We start from the raw sequence: 19,575 nt of genomic DNA, 5'->3' as shown, positions 1-19,575 counted from the left end.
CTCGGCCCGGGCACGTCGGTCGTGCACTTCATCGACCCGGGCTAGCTCCCCTCCACCATCACGCGCACCTCGTCCCAGTCGCCGGAGGGGGCGATGGCGCGGATGGTGTGCGGGCCGGGCACCAGGCGCCAGCGCTCGCGCGGCAGCTCGCGGCCGTCCACGAACCAGCGCACGGGCCCTCCCCCGCCTGCCGCGTGCAGCGCGACGGTGGCGTAGCGCGCATCGACGCCCACGGGCACCGCGTAGCGGTCGCCGTCGCGCGGGGCCAGGATGCGGAACGGCTCGTCACCCGCCAGCGACGCCATCACCCCCAGCCGCCCCTGCTCACCCGCCGCCCACTCAGCGTACTCGGCCGGCAGGGCCACGCGGCCGCCCCGCTCCCAGTCGTCGGCGCGCGCGGGCTCGGTGCCGGGGATGAACCACTCCACCTTGGAGACGCAGCCGGGGGTGGCGCGCAGCCCCGAAAGGCGGCAGACGCGCACCGGCACCAGCCCCGCCTCTTCCGGCGTGGCGAGCGCGCCCGGCGCGTAGCGGCTGGCGGTGGCCAGGACGGCGCGGTACAGCAGCGGCCCGGCGCCGGTGACCCCGCTGACGCCCTCCATCGGCCGGCCGCTGAAGTTGCCCACCCACACGGCCACCGTGAACCCCTGCGTGACCCCCACGGCCCAGTTGTCGGTGAAGTGCCGGCTGGTGCCCGTCTTGGCCGCCGCGGGAAAGGGAAAGTCGAAGGGCGTCTCCACGCCGAAGCCCGGCGTGCGCGCCTCGGCGTCGGAAAGCACGTCCAGCACCAGCGCCGCCGCCCGCGCCGACACCACCCGCTCGCGCACGCCCCCGGGCTCGCCCGGGGCGGCGGGGCGCCAACGCCAGGGGGTCCACTCGCCGCCGCGGGCCAGGGCGCGGTAGCCGTTGGCCAGCTCCAGCAGCGTCACGTCGCCGTTGCCCAGCGCCAATCCCAGCCCGTAGTGCGAGGCACCGCGGGAGAGGGACGCGAAGCCGGCGCGGTGAAGGGTCCGCAGCACGGGGTCCACCCCCAGCCGGTCCGCCAATTCCACCGCGGGCACGTTGTACGAGCTGGCCAGCGCCTCGCGCATGCGCACCGGCCCGCGAAAGCGGCGGTCGTAGTTCTGCGGCTTGTACGGCCCCAGGCTGGTCGAATAGCTGCGCGGCACGTCCGGCAGCACGGTCGCCGCCGTGTGCCCGCGGTCGAAGGCGAGCGCGTACAGGAACGGCTTGAGCGCCGAGCCGGGCTGGCGCGGCGAGACCACCATGTCCACCTGCCCCGCCCCCGCCTCCCAGAAGTCGGGCGAGCCCACCCAGGCCAGCACCTCGCCCGTCTCGTTGTGCAGCACCACCGCCGCCGCCTGCCGCGCGCCCCGGTCCGCCAGCGCGCGGACGCTGTGGCGCACCTCCGCCTCCAGCAGCGCCTGCAGCTCCGCGTCGAGCGACGTGCGCCAGGCGCCGTCCAGCGGCCGGCCCTCCGCTTCCGCCATCTGCAGCACGCGGGTGGTGAAGTGCGGCGCCAGGAACGGCGCCGCCCGGCCCACGGGGAGCACGGGCTCTTCCCGCGCCCGGGCCACCTCGTCCCCCGTGGCGTAGCCCAGCGCACGCATCCGCTGCAGCACCACGTTGCGCCGCCCCCGCGCCCGCTCGGGCGAGACCAGCGGGTTGTCACGTGAGGGGGCGCGGGCGATGCCGGCCAGGAGCGCCGCCTGCCCCAGGCTCAGCTCGCGGGCGGAGGCACCGAAGTACAGCGACGACGCGGCGGAAACGCCCACGGCCGCCTGCCCCAGGGGAACGCGGTTCAGGTACTGCTCCAGGATGGCGCGCTTTTCCAGGTGCGCGTCCAGCCGCAGCGCCCATGCCGCCTGCCGCGCCTTGCCCCCCCAGCTGCGGGGGAGCGGACGCAGCAGCCGCACGGTCTGCATGGTCAGCGTCGACGCCCCCGCGCGCCGCCGCCCGCGGAGGTTGTCGCGCATCGCGCGGCCCACCGCCCGCGCGTCCACGCCGGGGTGCGCGAAGAAGCGGTGGTCCTCCGCCGCCAGGAAGGCCTGCACCAGCCGGGGATCCACCTCGCCCATCCCCGTCCATCCCCCGCGGCTGCCGTCCGCCGAGCGGGTGGCCCGCAGCAGCATCCCCCCGCGGTCCTGGATGGCCAGCGCGGGCACCGGGGCCGGGCGCGCGAACTCCGCCGGCAGCGGGCGCGCGATCCACCCCGCCACCGCCAGCACCGCGGCGAGCGCCGCCGCGGCACCCGCCATCCACCGCGCGCGCCGCGTCACGGGGCGGCGGGGGTGATGACGAACGCGCCGCCGCCGCTGCGGCCGTGCACGCCGGGGTTGTACATCTCTTCCGCGTGCGCCGGGGCCATGGTGAAGCGTCCGGCCGTGGTCGCGCGCGCCAGGTACGTGGCCGAGTACGATCCCTTCCACAGCCGGCGCGCGAAGAAGAGCACGCGGTCGTCGCGGATTTCCCGGTGGTCGAACGCCGACCACAGCCCCGCGTCCCAGCTGCCGTACGACCACGCCGACTGCAGGCCTTCGTCCTCCTCCTCGCCGCCGTCCTCGCCAAAGGCATCGATCGCAAACGGGCTGACGGTGCGCAGGCTCAGGTCCACCGCCTCCAGGCCGGCGGGGAGCGGATCGTCCAGGATCACCATCTGCCGGTCGTCCGGAACGGTCAGCCGCAGCCGCACGCGCACCACCTGGCCCTCCACCACGGTGGTGATTGCGCGGCGGGTGTCCAGCGTCTCGTACCAGCGCTCCACGGCGATGCCCCGGTCCAGCGGCGTGGCCGCGGGGCGCGACACCACCTCGCGCACGGAAACGTGATAGTAGACCGGCGGACCGCCGCCGGGCGCGTCCAGCGACAGGCGCAGCGACCGGCGTCCGTCCGGCAGCGTCGTGAGCAGCCCGGCCAGGTCCGGCACCGTGTCGCCGCGCTCGCCGTGGCGCGCGCGGGTTTCCACCAGCGTCCGCTCGCCCACGCGCAGGCGAACCGTGCGCTCCGGCGCGCCACGCTGCGTTTCCTGGAAGCGGAGCAGCGCCAGGACGGCGGCGCCGTAGTCCTGCGTGTTCCACGGCTCGCGCGCGTCGGCGCGGCCCTCCTGCACCACCGTCTCCACCAGCGCGCCGATCCCCGGGTGCTCCGGCTGCACGGCCAGCGTGGCCGTCAGCAGCCGGGCGGCGGGGCGCACGCGGCTGGCGAAGTAGAAGTCGCGGCGGTACGCCGAGGCCGGCAGCACGGCGCGCGTGCCGCGGATCTGCACGCCGTCCCACGCCGCCGTCACCAGCTGCCGGGCGGGCACCGTGGCCCCGCGCCGCATCAGCATCTCCGCCAGCCCCAGGCGGTCTTCCCACGGCAGGCGCGCGGCCTGCCCCAGCAGCTGGTTTTCGGCGGCCACGTTCGGCTGGCCCAGGCGGCTGAGGAAGTCCGCCGCGGCCAGCCGCTCGCCCAGCACCCAGTCCAGCCCCTGCTGCCCGGGGTCCAGCACGGCGCGCAGCATCTCCGGCTCGCGAAGGCTCGCCTCCAGGTAGCGGCCCATCCGCGCGATCACGGAATCGCTCACCTCCACGCCGGCCCCGCGCGCCTCCAGCATCACCCGCCCCGCGTACGCGGTCAGCCAGGGCGACGTCCATCCCCGCGCGTCCCACAGCCCGATGCCGCCGTCCGCCCGCTGCCGTCGTCCGAGAATCGCCACCACCGCCGCGATCCGCCGGTGCGCGTCCGCCGGCACGGCGCCGTCGCCCAGCTCGGCGCGCGCGCGGTACAGGCCGATCAGCGGAAGCACGCCGCTGGAAAGCTGCTCGGTGCACTCGTACGGATACAGGTCCAGCCGCCGCCCGTACGCCCGCACCAGCGACAGCGGCGAGGTGCCGAAGCCCAGCTCCACCCGCGAGCGGGCGGGATCGGCCTCGGCGGCGAGGATGAACTCCACCGTGGCCGTGTCGCGCAGCACCCCCGACGCCGTCTGCACGACGGGGCGGTTGGCGGGGAGGATGGGAATGCGCACCTGCACCGCATCGGCCTCCCGGCCCCCGGTCACCCCGAAGCGGAAGGTGGCGCTGTCCCCCACCACGGGTGCCTGGAACCCGAAGCGCGCCTCCGCGCCCCGCCCGGCCACCAGCGTCACGTCGCGCTGGGCCACGCCCGACATCGTCACGCCGGTGGCCTGCACGGTCACCCGCGCGTTCACGGACCGGCCGAAGCGGTGGTTCACCACCACGCCGGCGGTGAAGTCGTCGCCCTCGCGCAGGAAGCGCGGCAGCGCGGGACGGGCGATCAGCGGGCGCGTCGCCAGCAGCGGCGACTGCCCCGCCCCGTAGCGGTCGCCCGCGGTGACGGCCACGGCCATCACCCGGAAGGTGGTGACGTTGTCCGGCAGCCCGCCGGCGACCACGGCCTCGCCGTTGGCGTCGGTCACCACCGATCCCACGAAGAACGCGGTGGGACGAAAGCGGGAGCGCAGGATGCCGGTGAGGTCCTGCCCGCCGGAGCCGCCGGGGTTGCGCGTTCCCTTCTGCCCCTCGGGCACCTGCGGCGCCACCGCCACCAGGTTGCTGCCGAGCCGCATTCCCACGCCGCGCGGCTGGTACAGCAGCTCCAGCGGGTCCGGCGTCTTGTAGCCGGTGAGGGAAAGCACGCCCTCGTCCACCGCCCACAGCGTCACCTCGCTCACCTGCCCGCGCCCGGCGCCGTCGCGCACGCGGACGCGGATGCGGGCGCTGTCGCCCGGGCGGTACTCGGGCTGCAGCGGCGTCACCTCCACCGCCAGCCGCTTGACCTCGGGCGTCACCCGCAGCTCGGCGTAGCCCACGCGCAGCGTCGGCCGCCCGGGATCGTCCACCGTCCCCGGCGGCGCGCTGCGCCCGCGCACCACGATCACCGAGACGAAGGCGTTGGGCGCGAACCCCTCGGTGATGGGAATCTTGAGCGTGTGCGTACCGGAGGTGATGCGGATGCGGCGCTGCTCCAGCACCCGCTCGCGCTCCACCGTCACCCACGCCTCCGCCTCGGTGAAGGGTGAGGCGACCAGGATGGTGGCCGTGTCGCCCACCGAGTAGCGCTCCTTGTCGGCGACCACGTCCATCGCGAACTTGCCCTCGTCGTTCCAGGGCACCCAGTCGCCGCCCACGGCCCAGCGGGTGAACGTGGTGCGCGCCTGCCGTCCCTGCGCGTCCGTCGCGGTGAGCGAGACGGTGTAGGTGCCGCCGGCGCGCGGGGTGAAGGCGCAGGTGCCCGGGGTCCTCACCACGCACGTGCCCACCGTGTCCGACACCCACTCCCCCACCTCGTCGTACATCCCGCCCCGGCTGCGGCGCACGCGGTGCCACTCGCGGCGCACCACCGCGCCCGTGACCGCGACGCCGGCGACGGTGCGCCCGTCGGGACGGACGGCGTTGACGCCCACGCGAACGGGGGTGCCGGCCGACCAGAAGTAGCCCGCGCCCTCGGGGCGGGCGCCCACGTAGAACTCCGCCGGATGGACGAGGACGGAGGCCACCCCCGCGACCACCTGCCGGTTGGCGTCGGCCACTTCGGCGACGACGCTCACGCGCACGGGGCGGCCCTCGGGCAGCGGGGGGAGCGCCACGTCGAGCTCGCGGTAGCCGCGCGCATCCAGCGTGTCGACGCCACCGGCCAGCACCACGGTGCCTTCCGGCTCCTCTTCCCACCACTCGCCCGCGTCGCCCAGGTACCACCCCTCGGTGCCGGGAATCTCCAGCTCCCACGGGGAGGCGGGCTCCTGCCGGGCAGACCAGCGCACCGGCGCCCGGCCCATGGGCGCGCCGAACAGGTAGCGCCCGCCCACGGTGGCGCGCAGGCGCTGCCCGGCGAAGCGCGGCTCGGGGGTCGTGGCCACCTCCACCAGGAACTCCGGCGGACGGTACTCGGCCACCTGGTAGCTGGCGAAGCCTACCTGCCGCCACTCGCGGTCGCGGTGCAGCAGGATCTGCACGCCGTAGTCGCCCAGGGCGGCGTCGGCGGGAAGGCGGAAGGTGTGGTCCGCCGTGCCGAAGCGGCTGAGGGGAACCGTCCGCTCGCGCAGAGGCTCGCCCTGGCGGTCCGTAAAGCGCCAGCGGATGGAGTCGCCCGGCGCGGGCGGGGCGAGCGAGCCCAGCGGCCCGTGGCGGATGATGGCCTTGGCGTACACGGGCTCGCCGGGGCGGTAGATGCCGCGCTCGGTGAAGACGGCGCCGGCCGCGGGGGCACGCTCCTCTCCCCAGGCGCCGTACAGGCCAAAGCGGTAGGGCGAAAGGTCCGGATCGTACTCGCTGATCCCCACCAGGGCGCGGTCGGCCCCCAGCCGCGCGGCGACGTAGCCCTCGATCGGCGGCACCCAGCGGCACTCCTCGCCGCCCGTGCAGGCGGTGTCGCGCGGCGGCGGAACGGGACGGAAGCCGGTGAGCGTGGCCACCCCCCGCTCGTCGGTGCGGCCCGTGGCGCGCACGGCGCCGGAGCCGTCGTGAAAGGCCACCTCCACCCCGCCCCGCGCGTTGCCGTCGCCCACCCCGGTCACCCACACCACCGCCTGGTCCACGCCCACGCGGGCGTGCACCGCCAGGTCCGTCACCTGCACCAGCGCCAGCGGGTGCCCGCCGCCCGCGGTATCCACCCCCGCGCCGCCCACCTCCACCAGCATCAGCGTGCCGCCGGGGCCCCGCCGCGCGTCGGGGGCGGCCAGCGCCACCCCGGTGACGGAGCTGCGGTCGCGCTCGTTGCGCACGGGAATGCGGCGGCGCGCCGCGCGGGGCCGCAGCTGGGACCACACCTCGTTCCACCCGCCCCAGCCGCGGCTCAGCAGGCGTCCCTCCAGCGAGTCGGGAACGGGAACGACGGTGACCTCCAGCGTGTCGACGTTCACGTGCTGCACGGCCAGCGTGCGGAAGCCCTCGCGCTCGATGACCAGCTTGCCGTGCGGATGCACGACGGAGGGGGGCACCGCGGGGGTGGCGAAGGCGATGCGCGCCGGCGTGCCCAGCCGCTGTCCGAAGATGTCGGTGAGCGCCGGGTCGACGGTGATGGTGTAGTTGCGGCGGGGCTGCAGCCGTCCCTCCAGCACCCAGCTGGCCTGTTCGGCGGTGGTGTCGCTTACGGTGAACGGCCGGTCGCGGTCCAGGCGCACGTGGCGCAGCACGTCGGCGCCGCGTACGGGGGTGGAGAACTCGATGACGGCGGGACCGTAGTGGCAGTCGTGTTCGGGGCAGCCGCCCTCTACCACGCGGAGGGGCCCGTAGGTGGCGAAGGGCCAGCGCAGGTCGTCGCCCCCGAGCTCGTCCATTCCCGCCGGAAGCACCAGCGACGCCGAGCACCCGGGCGGAAGGGGCTGCGCGGGGGCAAGCTCCACCACGCGTCGCAGGTCGTCGGTGGCGGGGCTGCCCGTGGCGCCGAAGTACCGCAGCCACTCCGGGTCCTGCTCGCCGATGGGCCGCGCGCCCACGCCGCGCAGGGCCACGCGCGACACGCCGCCGCACGGCGTGGCCATCGCCACGTGGCCGGCGGCGGCCAGCACGCCGGGCTCCACGGCGCTGCTCACCAGCACGAAGAAGCGGGGCTCCCGCTCCAGGAACTGCGGCGCCGTATGCGGGCCCACGGGGTAGCCGGTGAGGACCGCCTGCCCCCGCACGCGAAAGGAAAAGCGGTGGGGGCGCGGCAGGCGCGCGCCGTCCATGGCCGCGAAGTCGTTGGCGATGGTGACGGTGTACGTGGCGCCGGGGCGCAGCGGCGCGGCGGGGGTAAAGCGCAGCGTCACCGGGTCGCGCCACTCGGCCTTGCCTGGAACGGCCGGCTCGATGCGGAAGAGCGATTCGGCGCTGACCATCTCCTCCAGCCCGCCCGCGACGGGCCGGTCGAAGGTGATGGTGACCACGTCGCCGGGCTGTGCGGCGGAGTCCGGCGCCGTGCGCAGCACGCCCAGCACGGGGCCGGTCTGGTCTGCGGACTCGGCGCGGAGCACGAACACGCCGGCAAAGCCGACGAGCGCGGCCAGGAGGGCAGATACGCGGCGCATGGGGAGAGGAGAGGCGGGAAGTGGGACCGACGACGGGTAAGTAGAAGATAGTGCGCGACGGTTCCCGCGGAAACAGGAGGCGGCGCGCCGGACGGGGGCGTGGACCGGGCGAAGCGCGCTCCGCCGGACCACTCGCCCGGGACTACATGCGCAGCGTGTCCAGCACCGTGGTCATGCGAAGGCCGCGCTCGGGATGCCGCGGATCGTATTCCACCGTCCCCAGGCTGTCGCCCGCCATGCGGAAGCGAACGTACCACGGCGCCGCCATCCCCTTCAGGGACTCGCGTTCCAGCTCGAGGCCCGTGAGGCACGAAGCCACGCGGACCCTGGCTTCCTTCACCACCCGCATCGCGGAATCGGCGGCGAGCCAGACGAGGTCCATCTCCTGGCCCGAGCCGCAGAAGGCGATCTTGGGGTCCCACCGCGACGCCTCTATCGAGCGGACCAGGAGGTAGAGCCGCCCATCGGGGCCCCACCGCCGGTCGAGCATCTTGCGGCCGGGGGGGTCCAGGTGCTTCACGTAGTCGGCTAGCGGGAAGGGCCGCCACCAGTCCCGGTTCGAGACGATCATGATGGCGTCGGTGTCGCTCCCCTGCACCCCCGCCGTGTCTGCAGGGGTGTCGGCCGCGCTCACCGGCATCACGGCCACGCCTCCTGCGGCGTCCGCGGCGCTCACCTGCGCCACGGCCGTGTCTCCGGGTACGGCGCGGGGGTCGAACGAGGCCGCCTCCAGATCCGGGGCGGCCGCGCGGCAGCCGGCCACGCAGCTCGCGGCCGCGGCGGCGGCAAGCCAGCGGTTCAGGCGGCCGGGGGACCGGTGCGAAGTCATGGGCTCACTCCGGCGAGGTGGGGGAGCGCTACTGGATCTTCCTGGCCGCGGCGAGGCTCACGGTACGACGCCGGATCGCACGCGCCCGCCGCGCTGCCCGCGTACACCTCGATCGTCGCCGTGACGGCCAGCGGCGGCTTCCACGCGGCGTACAGCTCCATCATTCCAAAGGAACGGAACAGCGCGCGGTTGATGCGAACGAGCCATCGCCCGTCCACTCCATCCAGGCGCACCACGCGGACCGCCGACGGGAGGCCGTCCATGTACGCTTCCGGGCTCACCCGATAGAGAACGTGCGCCACGGAGTCGTTCTCCACTACCTGGCCGATCACCGTTCGCGCGCCCGGCGCCGTGGCGGTCTCGAAGCCCAGCGTGCCTCCCCACACCCGAAGGGCGAGCGCCACGAATCGTGCGGGCGGGAGATCGGCCAGTTCGGCGGCCGGGCCAAGGCCGGGGATCAGCCCGAGGGCGATGGAGTCGTCCCGCGTCACGCTCTCGGGGTCGGGCAGCCGGAGCTCGCGGCTGCCGGGCTCATCGTCCCCCGCGGGCCGAGGGTTCAGGCCGAGCTGCTCGCGCTGGTACCACGCCGCGGATTCCGGTGTGAACAGCGCCGCCGCGGAATCCCACTGCCGCGCGGCCATCGCGTCGAACAGGGCCTGCACGGTCTGCGCGGGGCTCCCCTGCGCCGGGGCGGCGGCGGGCGCCAGGAGCACGGCGGCCGCGGCCAGCAGCGTCCGCGCGAGCCGTGGCATGGCGCCGCGGAGGTCACGGCGCGGCATCGAGGTCACCATCGGGTTCCTGGCGGGGGAGTTCGCGGACGGACCGAAGCAGGTCCGGGTTCGCGCCTACGCGCCAGCGGCCGTCCACGCGGTACAGGCTCAGCACGTCCATCTCATCGGGCCCGTCCGCGTCCTGGACGTCCCAGGCCTCGCGCTCGCGGCGCATGAGCACGTGCGCGGTGGAGTCGTCCTCCATCACCTCGCCCACGATGCGGTTGGTGGGGCCGGTGAGCAATTCCACGTACGGGTTGTCGGCCCAGGCCCGTAAGGCGAGCGCCACGAACCGCGTCGGCGGGAGCGCGGCGTGCTCACCGATGGTGCGGTAGCCCGGAAACAGCCCGGCAGCCGCGGTGTCGTACACCGGCAGCCGCGCCGATGCCATCGTCCACACGGGGCTGGTGTCGGCGGGGAGCTCGCCCGTTCGCCTGCGATCGGCCTCGCTCGCGGCGAAGGACAGCTCACGCTCCTGGTATTGCGCGGCGTCGCGCGGATCCAGGAGCGCCGCGGCGGCCTCCCACCGCCGCGTGCGCAGCGCGTCCAGGAACGCCTCCGCCGTCTGCATGGGGCTAGCCTGCGCCCGGGCGGCGCTCGGCGCGAACAGCGCGGCGGCCGCCAGCAGCGCCCTCGCAAGCCGCATTCTTCGCAACAAGGTTCACTCCGAGGTCGTGGGGAGCGCCACCGAATCTTCGTTCAGCCACAGGGTCGCTCCGGACCACAGGGGCCGCACGTACAGGTTGTCGCGGTAGTACAGCTCGCGGAGCAGCCTTCCGCGGCGGTCGTACACGCGCACGAAGCCGTCGGAGTTGGAGCCGTCGCCCGGCGGCCGCATCTCGAACATCCGGGAGTTCAGGTTGCTGTAGCGCTGGACGTAGTACCGCCGGTTGGGGCTCCAGTCCGCGTCATCGGACGGGATTCCCCATCTCCACAGGTACAGCAGCGCCAGCCCCGCCAGGCACACGGCCGCGAGCGCCAGGCGTTTGGCCTTGGGACTCATCATCTCACAGCCCTTCCATCGAGCAGGACGGCCTGCGCATGCGCCAGGCGGCCAGCGCCGCGGCGACTTGCAGCGGCCCCATCAGGGCGACGGCCAGGAACCCCCCGTCGGTGCCCCCCGCGCCGCTCGCCTCCAGCACCGCCGACAGGGCAAAGGTCACCCCCATGGCTGCGAGCGCGGGCCGCACGTTCACGCGCCAGCGCGGCACCACCGCGCATATCCCGGCCGGGATCCCCGCCGTGAGTGCCACCAGCACCGACATCATCGACACGAGCACGTCGGGCGAATCGGAGCACCGCCCCGCCTCCGGATCGCACGGGGCCCCGCCGCCCTGGACGATCAGCATGGTGAACAGGAAGATCATGCACACCACGTAGTAGGCGACGAACCCCAGGACCGCGCCGAGCACCACGCGGTCCGCCTTCTCCAGCATGGAGCGAAAGTCCGGCCCGTCGTTCATTGGGGGTCCGGCTTCGGCACCTCTACCCGCCGCGACACCTCCACCATCCGCCCGTTCCTCCGCTCGCTGACCACGCGCAGCGTCCGGGTCTGGTCCCGGGACCAGGGCTCCCACACCTCGTTGCGCACCAGCACCAGCTTCGTTCCCAGCCAGCGGAAGGTCCGCAGCTCCCCGGCGCAGCAGCTGCCGTGGATGAACTGGGTCACCTCGCGCCGTGCCCGCTCGGGGATGAGCTGGTTGTCCGCGCGGAAGAAGACGAACGCCGCGGTCGCCGGGTCGAAGAGGTAGTACTCGAAGCTCTCGTTGTGCCCGCCGCCCATCGTGAGAACCGACAGGTCACGGTATCCGTCGAAGTTCAGGTCCGTCAGCTGGATGGGCGTGCCCGTGGAGGTGCCGTCCCCGAGTTCGAAATACTGGGGCTCGCGGCTGCCGTCCTCGGGACGGGCCGTCACCGACACCGGGACGCCGTGGTCCACCACGAACTCGAACCGGTAGCGTGGAAGGCCCGGATGGATGCGGGCCGTGAAAACCGCTCGCGGCGGCTCGGCCACGTACGCCGCGGGATCGCACGGGTGCTCCCGGCCCCGCGGCGGAGCCCCGCCGCCGCACAGGAGCCGCGCCACGCCGTTCTCCCACACCACGGGCACCTCGACGGGGACGGGGCGCTCGCCGATGCGCCACGCCGCGCCGAACTCGCAGACACCGAGCACCGTGCCCGCGCCGTCGATGGCCGAAGCCACGCACGAGCGGGTGCCGGGAACCCCCCCGAGCACCCGGACGCCCTGCCGCCCCCACAGGACCGCGAACCGCTCGGGCACTCCGGCCTCGTCGAGGGCCGTGAACCAGCCGACCACCTCTCCATGGTCGTTCATGGCCGTAGCGTGGGCCGTCCCGTAGCTGCCGGTGGAGCCCGGGTTCGGCAGGGTGCGGGCCGCACCGCCCGACCAGATGAACGGGGTGGAGCCTTCCCGGTAATCGTAGCCGTTGGCGAGGATTTCCCCCCGGTTGTTGATGTCGACGGAGCTGTGCCAGGCGATCTCCTCCCCCCGCAGCGTTTTCGGCAAACGGCGCATGCCCCGCCGGGACCACACGCCCGCCGCGGGGTGCGAGGCGACGACCTCGCCCCGGTCGTTGATGCCGGCCGCCTCGAAGGGCATCTCGTCCGTTTCCGGGATCAGGGCCAGCGCCTCGCCCGCGCGCCAGACCGCCGAGCGGCGGCGCCCCTCTTCGGGGTACAGCAGGCCCACCACCTCACCGGCGTCGTTCACGGCCACGGGCATGAACCCGGCGGGCAGCGTGTGCAGGGCCCCGTCGCGCATGCGGACGAAGCCGCGCACGCTCCCCAGGTGGCCGATGGTCCCCACGACGTTTCCCGAGCGGCTTACGGCCCGCACTTCGCTGGGCTCACCCCGTTCACCGACGCCCAGGAAGCGCACCGAGCCCGCCCGCAGCAGCACCGCGCGCTCCTTGGCGTTCCCCGCGATCGTCCCGTCAGCCGTAAAGCCCACCCCCGTGACGGGAATGGACACCCCCTGGGGCGGCGTGGACGGGGCGGGGGGCAGGGCCACGGCACCCGGCTGCCACGCGAGGGCGAGCCCCACGGCCAGCCCGGCCACGGGCCGGCGGAAAGCAGATGCTCGATGCATCGAAGGGAGGCGAAGAAGAAAGGTTGGGAACGCGGACGGCGGGGAGAACGTACGACGGAGATGTCAGGCGGAAAACGTGTCGATGCCCGCCCGGCGCGGTAGGATAACAGGGACCGCGCACTTCGGCAATTCATCCGTCGCACTGCATCGGCGCCGTGATGCGAGTGGATTCCACAACGGCGGGCCCCCCGCGTTTGTTTCACTCCGCTGCCCCGGACGCGCTGCACGCGAGATCCCTGGATCATGAGCCTTCTACGGCGGGCTCGATGCGGAAGAGCGAGCTCTGGCGCAGGGATCGCGCGCTCTTGCATCGCGAGGCCCATTCTGTGATCCAGAGGCCCGAGCGCACCGGACCGGCCCGCAGTGCAGACTATGCAGGGCCGTGGGATCTGGCTGCGGACACGTCCCCGCCTGGGCGCGGCAGCGGCACGGAAACCCGGGCCTCGGACTTCGCCTGGCGGGAGCCCCAGGCGAATGCCGCGCTCTTGCATCGCGAGGCCAAATCTGTCATCCAGAGGCCCGAGCACACCGAACCCGCCCGCAGGGCAGACGATGCAGGGCCGTGGGATCTGACTGCGGACACGTCCCCGCCTGGGCGCGGCAGCGGCACGGAACCCCGGGCCTCGCGGACTTCCCTGGCGGGAGTTCCAGGCGAATGCCGCGCTCTTGCATCGCGAGGCCAAATTTGTCATCCAGAGGCCCGAGCGCACCGGACCTGCCCGCAGTGCAGACTCTGCAGGGCCGTGGGATCTGACTGCGGACACGTCCCCGCCTGGGCGCGGCAGCGGCACGGAACCCCGGGTCTCGGCCTGCCCGGGTAGGGAGCCGCAGCCCTCCTGGGGCGGATGAATTCGCGGAACGACCACACGAAGTCCACCTGCGTGGACCGGCCTGCTGTGGCGTGGCCTCTACAACGAAGCGCGTCCGAAGCTATTTCACTCCGCTGCCGCGAACGAGATCACGCCCGCGCCGTGCACCGTCCTCTGGCGCGGGATTCGCGCGATGGTCTACGCGTGGTTCGAACCGCTCGTTTCACCCCGCTGCGCCCCATGCACCGCGTCCCTGGTTCCGTTCCCATCGTGCCCCGTGCACCCGCCGCCCGGCGGCGCCTCGCCCTGCTCGCGATGCGCATGGCCGCGGTGCTCGCCGGGCTTCGAGCAGGCGCCGCGGCGGCCCAGGAGCGTCCCGACACCGCGGCCACGGTCGGGCTGAAGGCCGTGGTCGTCTCCGTGCCGGCGGCGGCCTCCGTGGTGGGCGGCGCCAGCGCGATCGTCGCAAATGCGGACTCGCTCGCGCTGCCGGCCGCCCCCACGCTGGCGCAGGCGCTGCGCCGGATTCCCTTCGTCGGCGTGCGCGAGAACTCGCGCGGCGAGGTGGAGCTGTCGGTGCGCGGCTCCGAGTCGCGCCAGGTAGCCGTGGTGATGGACGGCGTCCCCATCTCGCTGACGTGGGACGGGCGGGCGGACCCGTCGCTGGTCCCCGCGGCGGGGCGGCTGGTGCTGGTGCGGGGGCTGGCGTCGCTGCTGCACGGACCCAACACGCTCGGCGGCGTGGTCCAGGTGCGCTCTCCCATCGGCGGCGCGCCGCCCACGCTGCGCATGGGCGCGGACCACGCGGGCGGGGTGTCGGCTTCCGGACAGGCGGGCGTGTCGACGGCGGTGCGCGGCGGCAGGCTGTCGCTCTCGTCCTCCGCCGGCGTGCGGCGGCGGCCGGGGCAGCCGCTCCCCTCCCCCGTGAGCGACTCGGGCGCCGCGGGCGGGCTGCGCGCCAACAGCGACTTCGAGCAGGCGCAGGCGTACGTCGGCGCGCGGGCGGAGGGCGGCGCGGGCGCGTGGGCCGGCGCCTCGCTGAGCGTGCTGCGCGGGTCGCGCGGCGTTCCGCCGGAGCTGCACCTGCGCGAGCCGCGGCTGTGGCGCTACCCGGCCACCTCGCGCTCGCTGCTGGCCCTGTCCGCGGGCGGCCCGGCCACCTGGCCCGCGCGGGTGGAGGCGAGCGTGGGCGTGGATGCCGCCGCGACGGAGCTGGAGCAGTACGGCGACCTGTCGTACGACGCCGTCGAGGCGCGGGAGCGGTGGCGGGATGGCACGGTGACGCTGCGGACGACGGCGGAGCATGCAGCCGGGGCGCACGCCACCCTCCGGTACGCGTTCACCCATGCCGACATCCGGCACCGGGAGCGCGTGGACGACGATCCGTTCGCACGGTATCGCCAGCGCCTGTGGAGCCTGGGCGCCGAGGGCGAGGTGGCGCTGGGCGCCGTTCAGCTGAGCGGCGGCGCGGTGATGGACGCGGCCGACACCCCGGAATCGGGAGACAAGCCGGCCCTGCGCCCCCTGCGGGCGGCGGGAATGCGCGCCGGCGTGAGCGCGCGGCCGGGCGGCTCCGTGCGCCTTCACGCCTCCGTCAGCAGCCGCGCCCGCATCCCGTCGCTCCGCGAGCTCTACTCGGGGTCGCTCGGGCGGTTCGAGCCCAACCCGGGGCTGCGCCCGGAACGGCTGCTGGGCGCCGAGGCGGGCCTGACGGCGGCGGTGGGGCCCGTGGAGGTGCAGGGCGTCGCGTTCCGCCACGACCTGTCGGACGCCATCGTCCGCACGGCGGTGGGCGACGGGCGGTTCCGGCGCGAGAACCGCGACCGGATGCAGAGCACGGGCGTGGAACTGCTCGCCACCACCCGCCATCGCGCCCTCGCCCTTTCCGCCGACCTGATGCTGCAGCGGGTGCACATCCACGGCCCCACCGCGCCCCAGGGGCAGCGGCGGCCGGAGAACATTCCCTCCGCACGCGCCGGGCTCGACGCGCGTCTGGACCTGCCGTGGAACCTGCGCGCCCAGAGCCGCGCGCTGTACGTGGGCGCGCAGTGGTGCCTGCACGCCGAAGAGGAACGGATGGTCCGCCTGAAGGACGGGACGCGGGTGGACGGCGGCGTGGAGCGCGAGTGGAGGCGCGGCCGCGGGCTCGCGGGCAGGATCCGGCTGACGCTGGACGTGGAGAACGCCACGGACGCGGCCCTCTACGACCAGTGCGGCCTCCCCCAGCCCGGCCGCACGCTGCGGATGGGCATCGAGCTGGGCTGATCCGCCGGAAGCCGTCGACGCCCGTGCGGCCGCATCAGCCGGCGGGCAGCGGCACGAAGGCGACGCGCCGGTGTGGATAGTCGAAGACCACGGTGAACGGCGCCATCAGCTTCCGTCCGATGTTTCCTGCCCCGCCCTCGCGGCTCAGCCCCTCCAGGCGGAACCCCGAGCGAACGTTCTCGAAGCGGCGTCCCCCCAGCTCGATCCATTGCACCGTACCGACGTGCTCGCGGTAGCTGCCGCCCGCTCCCGACGTGGTCACCGCGATGGTGTCGCGGCCCTGCAGCAGGTTCTCCTGGCGGATGTAGGGGCCATACAGCGTCAGGCTGCCGCTGTGTCCCGTGTCGAGCTGGTACAGCCCCGTGCGGCCGCCCTCGATGCGGGTGTACACGGCGGGCGTCAGGTCGATGTAGCTCATGGGCTGCCACTGCGCGCCGGGCGACAGGGCGTAGCCGCGAGGATCGAACAGGGCGATGTGCTCGCCGTCGCGCGCGAACTCCACCACGGCGCGCGCGAACACGGGATAGCCGCTCCCGGAGGCGCGTTGTTCTCGGACAGGTCCAGGGCCAGATACACCGGGTCGCGAAAGGTCAGGCGCCCCAGGCGGAAAGTCTTGCCGCGCCGGAGGGTGCCCTCGCGCACCCGCCCGTCCGCGCCCATGGACCGCGTGCGCCCAATGACCGGCATGCCCAGCCGGTCCGCCAGGGCCACGTCGATCTGCATGCCGTCGGAGCCGGAGTCGAAGTGGAACCACCCCGCCTGCTCCCCGTCGATCTCCGGCTGCACGTAGTAGTGGCCGGGCGAGTCGGGGCCGAACGGAACCCCGCGGCGCGTCGGGACCTCGGCCGCAACGGACGCGTCGAACTCGTGGTCCGCCGGCAGCGGCGGCACGGTGAAGCGAACCGAGTCGCCCGGGGCGAGCGGCGTGGCGCGCACCACCCGGTGCTCCGCGATATCGCGGTACGCGGTGCGGGTCGCGAACGCGTAGTGCCGCCCCGCGACAGGGCGCCAGTCGCCGTAGTCCACGGTGTAGGGGCCCCGTTCGTACTCCACGACCAGCCTGCGCACCCGCCACGTGCGCCGGTCCACGAACGCGGTGGCGGGCACCAGGCCGTCGCGGGCCCGAAAGCTCACGGCCACCGTGGAGTCGTCCGACAGCTCCGGGGCAAGGCGCCGCTCGAACGGCCCGCCCGCTCCGCCCACCAGCCGCCGCGCACCCAGAGGGGAATGGCGAGCTTCTCGCGCAGCCGCTGCGGAACCGGCGTCGCCATCCCGGTGCGGTCGATCTGAAAGGCGAATTCCCCGTCGAAGCCAAGGGTGTTTCCGCTCCGCACCCGGCCGTCCGCCCCGAAGGCGCGCACGCTGGTGTCCGCCGGGGCGCCGGCCGGCGCTTCGGTGAGCACCACGCCCGCCGCGGCGCTGCCCTGCGCCCGCCGCACGCGCTCGAGCACGTCGGCGACGGTCAGCGGCGCGGGCGGCGCCACGGTCGGCGGCGTGGCGGGGGCGCAGCCAGCGAGGATCAGAAAAATGAGCAGGGCCGTGCGTCGGCCGGAATGGCACTTCATGGTTGTTCGTCCCGCGAAAGGTTCTGCCCGCCGGCCGCACATCGGCCTGCCGGGCTACCTTACGATGGACCGGACTAGCGCCCGTTCGGTTGCAATCGGCTTCGCGCGTCATCCCACGCCTCTTGCAGCCAATCTGTCATCCAGAGGCCCGAGCGCACTGCACCAGCCCCCAGTACACGCTTCGCAGGGCCGTGGGATCCAGCCGCGGACACTTCCCAGCCTGGGCGCGGCAGCGGCACGGAAGCCCGGGCCTCGGCCTTTCCACGCGGGAATGCCTCGAGCGTCCTAGGGTGAATGTCGCGCTCTTGCATCGCGAGGCCAATTCTGTCATCCAGAGGCCCGGGCGCACTGAACCGGCCCGCAGTACATGCGGCGCACGGCCGTGGGATCCAGCCGCGGACACGTCCCCGCCTGAGCGCGGCAGCGGCACGGAAGCCCGGGCCTCGGCCTTTCCTGGCGGGGAGCCCCAGGCCTCCTGGGGCGAATGAATTCGCGGCAACGACGCTGCGGAGTACGGTGTGGCGGCAGGTGCCCGTGGCCGCTCCGTCGGGATGACAGGTGCGCGCCGGCAACTGCGGTGTGCATGCCGGTGAAGCCCCGAGCGGGACGCGACAGCGGTCCGAGTCGGGGCTTTCCGCTGTTCCAGCCGCGGGTTTACCCGCCCTTGGAAGGGCGGCGGGCGCGCGGTCGTGTGGGTTCCGGAACAGGGCGCGCCCCGCGCTTGGTTCAATCCGCTGCCGTGAACGAGCTACACGTGAGATCCCTGATCATGAAGAAAGTCGAAGTCGTTCCGCACGATCCTCGGTGGCGAGATTCCTTCCAGGCGGAGGCGACGCACATCGCGGCCGCGCTGGGCGCCCACCTGATCGCCATCCACCACATCGGCAGCACGGCGATCCCCGGCATCCACGCGAAGCCCGTCATCGACCTGCTGATGGAGGTCGATGACATCGAGGCGATCGACCAGCGAAGCTCCGCGATGGAGGCGATCGGCTACGAAGTGATGGGCGAGTTCGGCATGCCGGGCCGCCGGTACTTTCGCAAGGATGACCAGCACGGTACTCGGACGCACCAGGTCCACGCGTTCCAGGCCGGCTCGGCGGAAGTGGTGCGACACCTGGCGTTCCGCGACTACATGATCGCCCATCCCGCGGATGCGCAGAGGTACAGCGATCTGAAGCGCAAGCTGGCGGAGGAATACCCGTGGGACATGGACGGGTACGTGGATGGCAAGGACGGTTTCATCAAGGAGATCGACCGCAGGGCAGCGGAGTGGCGCGCCTCGTCTGCCGGCTAGCGTGACTCGGCGGGCGCGGCGCAGATCTCCCGGATGCATCCGCGCAGCCAGCGATGCGCCGGATCGGCGCTCTGCCGCGGGTGCCAGAGCAAGGAAACGGTGATCCCCGGCGTGGCGAACGGGAGCGGAAAGGTGTGCATCCCCGCGCGCAGGTTGCCGGTGTGCCGCTCGGGAACGCTCGCGATCAGGTCCGACGCCCGCGCCAACGCCAGCGCCGCCGAAAACCCGCCGACGATGGTGGCGATCTCCCGTTCCAGTCCCACCGCCCTCAGCGCGTCGTCGATCGGTCCCCCGCCGTCCCCACTCCGCCGCGATACACCGACGTGCCTGCCCGCGGCGTAGCGGGCGGGGGTGACCTCGCCCTCACTCAACGCGTGGCCCGCCCGCACGACGCCCACGAACCGGTCCCGGAACAACGACTGCGCCCGCAGTTCCGGCGCAGCCCCCGCGCCGACGACGCCGACGTCCAGGTCGATGCTCCCGTCGCGAAGGGGCGCGCTGTCCTTGCTGGACTTCTGCACGAACCGCAGCCGCACGCCGGGAGCCTCCGCCGCGACCCGGGCGACGAGTTCCGCTCCGAAGTTCTCCACGAACCCCTCGCTGGCCCGCAGCGCAAAGGTCCGCTGTAGCCGCGCGCGATCCAGCATCTCCGCCGGACGCAGGACCGCCTCCGCATCCTGCACGAGCTGGCTGACTCGCTCGCGCAGTTCCGTCGCGCGAGGCGTGGGAACCAGACCGCGTCCGGCCCGCACCAGCAGCGGATCACCCGTCGCTTCCCGCAGCCGCGCCAGCGCCCGGCTCATGGCCGACGGGCTGAGCCGTAGGCGTTCGGCCGCACGCGCGACGCTGCCCTCCGCGAGCAGCACGTCCAGCGTGACGAGCAGGTTGAGATCTGGCTTCGACATGCACCCCTCGCAGGACGG

At 73.8% G+C, this 19,575-nt stretch carries 14 protein-coding genes; 2 read left to right on the top strand and 12 right to left on the bottom strand.

Annotation, left to right across the window (positions count from 1 at the left end):
• Positions 1 to 41: 41 nt before the first annotated feature.
• The 8 genes from pbpC to VGB24_RS05175 all read right to left on the bottom strand — a co-directional run bounded on the left by pbpC (position 42) and on the right by VGB24_RS05175 (position 12,716).
• Positions 42 to 2,279 (bottom strand): penicillin-binding protein 1C, encoded by a 2,238-nt coding sequence (gene pbpC / locus VGB24_RS05210; protein ID WP_331071903.1) that lies wholly within the window; start codon positions 2,277 to 2,279, stop codon positions 42 to 44.
• Positions 2,276 to 8,008 carry an MG2 domain-containing protein gene (locus tag VGB24_RS05205; protein ID WP_331071902.1) on the bottom strand — a complete coding sequence of 1,911 codons (5,733 nt, stop codon included), beginning with the start codon at positions 8,006 to 8,008 and terminating at the stop codon, positions 2,276 to 2,278. The genes pbpC and VGB24_RS05205 overlap by 4 nt, the downstream gene beginning before the upstream one ends.
• Before the next feature lie 142 nt (positions 8,009 to 8,150).
• On the bottom strand, positions 8,151 to 8,837 hold the full coding sequence (locus tag VGB24_RS05200; protein ID WP_331071901.1) for a hypothetical protein: 687 nt from the start codon (positions 8,835 to 8,837) through the stop codon (positions 8,151 to 8,153).
• Entirely contained in the window at positions 8,834 to 9,616 is a 783-nt protein-coding gene (locus tag VGB24_RS05195) for a hypothetical protein (RefSeq protein ID WP_331071900.1), read from the bottom strand. Before VGB24_RS05195 ends, VGB24_RS05200 begins: the two co-directional genes overlap by 4 nt.
• Positions 9,603 to 10,265, bottom strand: coding sequence for a hypothetical protein (locus tag VGB24_RS05190; protein WP_331071899.1), 663 nt, complete (start codon positions 10,263 to 10,265; stop codon positions 9,603 to 9,605). The genes VGB24_RS05195 and VGB24_RS05190 overlap by 14 nt, the downstream gene beginning before the upstream one ends.
• Positions 10,266 to 10,268: 3 nt before the next feature.
• Positions 10,269 to 10,613: a hypothetical protein gene (locus tag VGB24_RS05185; RefSeq protein ID WP_331071898.1), complete on the bottom strand. Its 345-nt coding sequence runs from the start codon at positions 10,611 to 10,613 to the stop codon at positions 10,269 to 10,271.
• Position 10,614: 1 nt separating this feature from the next.
• On the bottom strand, positions 10,615 to 11,070 hold the full coding sequence (locus VGB24_RS05180; protein ID WP_331071897.1) for a hypothetical protein: 456 nt from the start codon (positions 11,068 to 11,070) through the stop codon (positions 10,615 to 10,617).
• Positions 11,067 to 12,716 carry an XAC2610-related protein gene (locus tag VGB24_RS05175; protein ID WP_331071896.1) on the bottom strand — a complete coding sequence of 550 codons (1,650 nt, stop codon included), beginning with the start codon at positions 12,714 to 12,716 and terminating at the stop codon, positions 11,067 to 11,069. The genes VGB24_RS05180 and VGB24_RS05175 overlap by 4 nt, the downstream gene beginning before the upstream one ends.
• Positions 12,717 to 13,765: 1,049 nt before the next feature.
• Between VGB24_RS05175 and VGB24_RS05170 the strand changes: the two genes are divergently transcribed.
• Positions 13,766 to 15,790, top strand: coding sequence for a TonB-dependent receptor plug domain-containing protein (locus VGB24_RS05170; protein ID WP_331071895.1), 2,025 nt, complete (start codon positions 13,766 to 13,768; stop codon positions 15,788 to 15,790).
• A 34-nt stretch (positions 15,791 to 15,824) separates the two neighbouring features.
• Here VGB24_RS05170 and VGB24_RS05165 read toward each other — a convergent pair whose 3' ends face one another.
• The 3 genes from VGB24_RS05165 to VGB24_RS05155 are packed head-to-tail and all read right to left on the bottom strand — an operon-like array spanning position 15,825 to position 17,355.
• Positions 15,825 to 16,208 carry a hypothetical protein gene (locus VGB24_RS05165; RefSeq protein ID WP_331071894.1) on the bottom strand — a complete coding sequence of 128 codons (384 nt, stop codon included), beginning with the start codon at positions 16,206 to 16,208 and terminating at the stop codon, positions 15,825 to 15,827.
• Complete coding sequence (locus tag VGB24_RS05160) at positions 16,205 to 16,924, bottom strand: retropepsin-like aspartic protease (RefSeq protein WP_331071893.1); 720 nt, start codon at positions 16,922 to 16,924, stop codon at positions 16,205 to 16,207. The genes VGB24_RS05165 and VGB24_RS05160 overlap by 4 nt, the downstream gene beginning before the upstream one ends.
• Entirely contained in the window at positions 16,921 to 17,355 is a 435-nt protein-coding gene (locus VGB24_RS05155) for a hypothetical protein (RefSeq protein WP_331071892.1), read from the bottom strand. The genes VGB24_RS05160 and VGB24_RS05155 overlap by 4 nt, the downstream gene beginning before the upstream one ends.
• Positions 17,356 to 18,124: 769 nt before the next feature.
• Between VGB24_RS05155 and VGB24_RS05150 the strand changes: the two genes are divergently transcribed.
• A complete protein-coding gene (locus tag VGB24_RS05150; protein ID WP_331071891.1) occupies positions 18,125 to 18,652 on the top strand; it encodes a GrpB family protein in 528 nt (175 codons plus the stop codon).
• Here the strand turns inward: VGB24_RS05150 and VGB24_RS05145 are convergent.
• Complete coding sequence (locus VGB24_RS05145; protein ID WP_331071890.1) at positions 18,649 to 19,557, bottom strand: LysR family transcriptional regulator; 909 nt, start codon at positions 19,555 to 19,557, stop codon at positions 18,649 to 18,651. The genes VGB24_RS05150 and VGB24_RS05145 overlap by 4 nt on opposite strands.
• Between the last annotated feature and the right edge of the window lie 18 nt (positions 19,558 to 19,575).

Source organism: Longimicrobium sp. (assembly GCF_036399935.1).
Lineage (GTDB): Bacteria > Gemmatimonadota > Gemmatimonadetes > Longimicrobiales > Longimicrobiaceae > Longimicrobium.
Note: the sequence above shows the minus strand (reverse complement) of the source record. Positions and strands in the feature narration are given on the sequence as shown.